Origin of the sequence: Mucilaginibacter sp. (assembly GCF_036383575.1) — a bacterium.
Taxonomy (GTDB): Bacteria; Bacteroidota; Bacteroidia; order Sphingobacteriales; family Sphingobacteriaceae; genus Mucilaginibacter.
In genome coordinates this window covers 1-4,654 of sequence record NZ_DASVOB010000471.1, presented here as the reverse complement: position 1 = coordinate 4,654, position 4,654 = coordinate 1, and the positions used below count along the sequence as shown (strand labels likewise).

Here is a 4,654-nt window from a genome sequence, read left to right as displayed (position 1 = left end):
TTGGGCCCATTGGTTGCTTTCAAAATTCAAATAATTAATAAATATAGGCTATTGATTTTAACTATGCTACTTTTAATTTAATGATTGTGATTGCCCCGCTAAGCGGTTTGCTGTATGTATTTATTTCACCGTTAATGAGTTGCACGCGGCTCTGTAAATTTTTAAGCCCGAAACCCTGCTTAACATCCCCCATATTAAAACCCTTGCCGTTATCTTTAAATTCCATAACAAGGTAGCCGGAATCTAAGGCCATATTGAGGTTAATAATGGTGGCTTCCGAGTGTTTTATAGCGTTGCCGAAAAGTTCCTGCGCTATGCGGTACATGGCCAGTTCAATTTCATTGGGGAAGCGTTTATCGGCAAAGTTTTTAGAGAACTTAACTTTAATGTGGGTATTGTTTTCAACTTTGGTACATAGCGCTTCAACCGCAACAAGCAAGCCATAGTCGGTAAGTATAGGCGGCAGTACATTTTGTATTATGTTCCTGATCTCCTGGATACATTCATCGGCCAGTTTGCGGGTATCCATTAGCAGGGGCTGGGTTACCTCATTCACACAGTTTTTATCCAGCCGGTGCAGGTTAAGCTTGATCGCCGAAAGCACCTGGCCAACACTGTCGTGCAGGTCTTCGGCCAGGCGCCTGCGCTCACTTTCCTGGGTTTCAAAAACGGCGTTCATCAAATCTGTTTGGCGGGCATCATGCAATGCACGTAAGTCCGCCTGGTTTTTTAACATCCTCCGCTGATATACGATCACGAAGAAGAATAAAAAAATAATCAATATAACAACCACAAGTGTCCCGATGATCAGAACAGGGATAAGGCCATTTTCAGATACTTGTAAGATTGGGCTGTTATACATGATTATTATATATGCAAACCTAAATTTATGACGTTTTTTGTGGTTTGCAAAGCAGGGCTACGGTGTATATTAGGTTAGTAATAATATTTGTTATGCTAAATATAACGTAATAATCTGCTTTATCCTTATCGGGTATCCTGCTAAAAAGCATAAATAAAAAGATATTTACTGCTGAATAAAATAGCACGCCAGAGTTAAACCAAAATAAACCTTGTTTTTCAATATGAATAAAGGTTTGTGGGTTTAAAAGTTGGTAGAAGTATATAAGCGATAGTACTATTAGTAGAAGGCTTGATGTGGTGTTCGACACAGATGGGTAATCAAACAAATTTTTGGCGTTATATAACACCACTACCATTGTTATAGTAGCGAGAAATATAGCTATCTTCTTTAAAAAAGACTTTGAAAGCAGCTTATAGTACATTAAACCAAAGAATCCTATTGTTAGGATAACATATACGTGGAGTAATGGATTCGTGTTTAACGGATGCCCGGTATGTGGCTTGAATTGATATGATAACCACATCGACCAGTCAAACAGCCCAGATATCAATAAAAATGCGGCCAATAGCTTCATTAAGTTATCCAAATGCTTGTAGTTATGCGCTGCCGCCAGTAGCGGGAATAGACCGGAAATAACCGATATATTCATTAATAAAACGCTTACAAGCATGAGATTGGAGTAATTAATTAGTCTTGAGTTAGAATGTTTTGTGGGCAACCAGCGGTACCTGGACATGGCACGGCCTGTTCACCGACGATATTTTGTTTTTCGGCTTTCATTAGTTTAAAAACTTGGGCGCCTGCAGGAGGAGTTGCCTCAGCCACTTTATTACTGTCAGGAAGTTGATCCTGGCCATCGGCTGTTACGCCCGTAATTATAAAATGCTGCTGCCCGCCAACATTGGCAATAACAGATAGCAGGAAATTGCTTACAGAAACCCAGAATTTTTGCCAGTCATTAAGTTTTTGATCATTTGCATAATAAATACGAATGCCTAAGCAGCCATCCTGACTTAGTATGGTATTTAATATTTCTTGTCCAAAGAACTGTGATATAATATCTTTTGGATTGCGATGCCTGTGATTCTTTGTCCATTGTGCCGCTAAATCAAGTTCAATTGGTGCGCCTTCCTGGCCGGTGATGGGTGATGATGGTCTTTTTTCTTGTGTTTCCATAAAAAATAATAGCGTGTAGGGATTTAGTTTGCATAAAACTAATACTAATAAGCATCTCTTTCAATGATATCCCCGGTCGCATAAGCTGCAATAGGTTTTTGATCTGATTTTATGTCGTTGATTATTAATTAATTGCAAATGGATCGCGTTTTAATACCCGCGTATTATGCGTATTTTTACGTATCAGAAACTGTAATCTTACGTGGCATAAAAATCTTGTTTATGTATGCCTTTTGTGCTTAAATTATCCTGTTTTTTTCAGGATATAAAATTATATATTTAATATAATATCTAAATATGGATATTGTTTATTAAATTGCTTTTTATAATATAATACAAAAACCTAAAACCCGATTTTATGAAACAAGAAATGCTAATTACACAGATCAGCCCTGATCAGGTAGGCGAGTTCATCAGCGAAAGCTTTTATCAAGAGTTAACCGAAAATTTTCAGCAAAAATTCCCTACAGAAGTTAAGTCGGTAATGCTTAGCCGCGCAGCTGTTGAAACTGCTTTGAGTGGTGAAAACGTATCCGGTATCAAGTTTATGAATGGCCTTGAAGAGGCCAATGATCCGTCGTCAAGAATGTTGGTGCTGATCCCTTGTAATTACACAGTCACAGCCAGTTTACCTAACTCTATTATTAGTCAACAAGGTTTTATGACTAACTCAGGTGAAGTTATTTCGTTGGAAAGAACATGGCAGGTATTGTTTAATCATGTATTAAACTTCAAAAAACTTGTCCCGGAAATGAGCTACACCAAAATCAATAGGGGATCATTTATGGGTAGGGTGCGGTTAACCGAATTTTTAGATGCTACCACATGCGATAATTTCATTTATCACTTCGGATACCTGGCAGAAGAGAACTTGCCATATAAGCTTATTATTCAGCCATCTGATGGTATGAAGATGTATGTCGAACAATCAATGCCATGTCCTGGTTCGTCCGGTTGCCCGGCGGTTACCACATCAAACGACCCCTGCGCCCTTACCCAAATTACAACAACCATGTTAGGTAGTGGAGTCGAAAGCCAGCTTAACCTGTTAAGAACTTTCCGCGACAAGATATTAACTGATAAGTTTAGTGGAGCAGAAGTTGAAAAGTACTATACTATTTCGGCATCCTTACTGGAAGCTATCGATAAAACACAAAACAAAGAGGCCATATTTAAAGGCCTGTACGATAAATATATTGCTTCTTCGCTTAACGCAATAAGCCAAAACGATGAGGAGACTGCTTTCGTCCTGTTCCAGGAAGCTATGCAACACCTTACCGAAACATATCTGTATCAATAACAACCTAAAATGTGATTGCAAAGCGTCTTTCCTGCCCGGAAAGGCGCTTTCTTTTTATACAGAAATTCCCCTAAAACGTAGTTCTACGTTTGGTTCATGTTGATGATACGTTTTTATATCGCGTACCACTACAGGCTATAATAGCGTAGTGGCAACGTTGATTGTGGGCGGGTTTTGCCCAAACTTTGATCCAGCAAATGAGCTGTACATCAGCCTGCTTGCGGTGGAGTATGCTGAAAATCCAGTTTAAAGAGTAAGCCGGTACAAATACTAATCAAAAACTTATGAACTACATTATTAAAGGGAACCTTCGCGGTTTATTATGTTCAGACTGCGAACTGCCTGTTGCGGGCACATCGGTAAAAGTTTATCGCCCCGCCGATCAGCAAAACGAAACCCGGCTTGCTGTGGCCGATCCCAAACAGACCTTTCACCAGGTAAACGATGAAGAACTGAAAGCAAAAGAAAGACTGTTCATTACCCAAGCCGATGTGCAGGAGAACGGCGATTTTACCATCGAAATTGACGGCGGCAAATCCGGTTACGAGGGTGGTAGTATTGATGTGGACTGGTATTGCGGCAACGTACCTTTCAAAATTCCGTTGCCTAAAAAGGGCCCGGCATTACAATTTCATATTACTACGCTGCAGCCCCTGTATAAAAGCACCCAGGAAAATGCGCAATACGCAAGATTTGATTATAAAATAGATTCCAAATGGTTTTGCCGGATCCTTACCTTGTTGGATATCTGGGTAGTATGCGGTTATGTAAACGATTGTGAAACCCAGAAGCCAATCCCCGGTGTTAAGGTTTTTGCCTATGATGTCGACCTGCTGCAAGACGACTATTTGGGCAACGCCTATACCGACAACAACGGAAAATTCACTATTGTATACCCCGGCGACAATTTCAGGAAAACCTTATTGCCATGGCTTAATGTAGAATGGCCCGCCGGCCCTGATTATTATTTCAGGGTTGAAAGCTCGTCGGGCACCGTATTGCTTGCCGAAGACCGTACCCGCGGCCGCCAGAACGACAGGCACAATGCCAATAACTGTTTCTGTGTAAAGCTTTGCATCAAAGGCGGCGGTATTATTACCAGCGATACACCATGGTTTACTTCGGTAGGGAATTTCAGTATTACATCTGATATCGACGGCAGCGGTAAAACCCTCATCAGCAAATTTGGAGCGGGTGGTGCCGGTTATGGCTTCTTTGGGTCGGTGAAGCTGGGGGGCTATGCCACCAAGAAGGTGCCGACAGCGCCAGCCAGCCCGCTTTATTACCGCTTTTTGTTCTCGACCGATAATGTG

The 4,654-nt window shown here is 40.9% G+C and carries 5 protein-coding genes; 2 read left to right on the top strand and 3 right to left on the bottom strand.

What is annotated here, in order from left to right; translation table 11 throughout:
- Window positions 1-61: 61 nt before the first annotated feature.
- Genes VF500_RS17015 through VF500_RS17005 form a run of 3 tightly spaced genes read right to left on the bottom strand, consistent with a single transcriptional unit; the run spans window position 62 to window position 2,041 of the window.
- Entirely contained in the window at window positions 62-862 is an 801-nt protein-coding gene (locus VF500_RS17015; RefSeq protein ID WP_330860829.1) for a sensor histidine kinase, read from the bottom strand.
- A gap of 25 nt (window positions 863-887) precedes the next feature.
- Window positions 888-1,535, bottom strand: a complete 648-nt coding sequence (locus VF500_RS17010) for a hypothetical protein (protein WP_330860828.1) — start codon at window positions 1,533-1,535, stop codon at window positions 888-890.
- Window positions 1,536-1,552: 17 nt separating this feature from the next.
- Window positions 1,553-2,041, bottom strand: a complete 489-nt coding sequence (locus VF500_RS17005) for a hypothetical protein (RefSeq protein ID WP_330860827.1) — start codon at window positions 2,039-2,041, stop codon at window positions 1,553-1,555.
- Window positions 2,042-2,399: 358 nt separating this feature from the next.
- On the opposite strand from VF500_RS17005, the gene VF500_RS17000 reads away from it, so the two are divergent.
- Both VF500_RS17000 and VF500_RS16995 read left to right on the top strand, forming a co-directional pair.
- On the top strand, window positions 2,400-3,341 hold the full coding sequence (locus tag VF500_RS17000) for a hypothetical protein (RefSeq protein WP_330860826.1): 942 nt from the start codon (window positions 2,400-2,402) through the stop codon (window positions 3,339-3,341).
- Window positions 3,342-3,625: 284 nt separating this feature from the next.
- On the top strand, window positions 3,626-4,654 hold a 1,029-nt coding region (locus VF500_RS16995; protein WP_330860825.1), incomplete at its 3' end, for a hypothetical protein.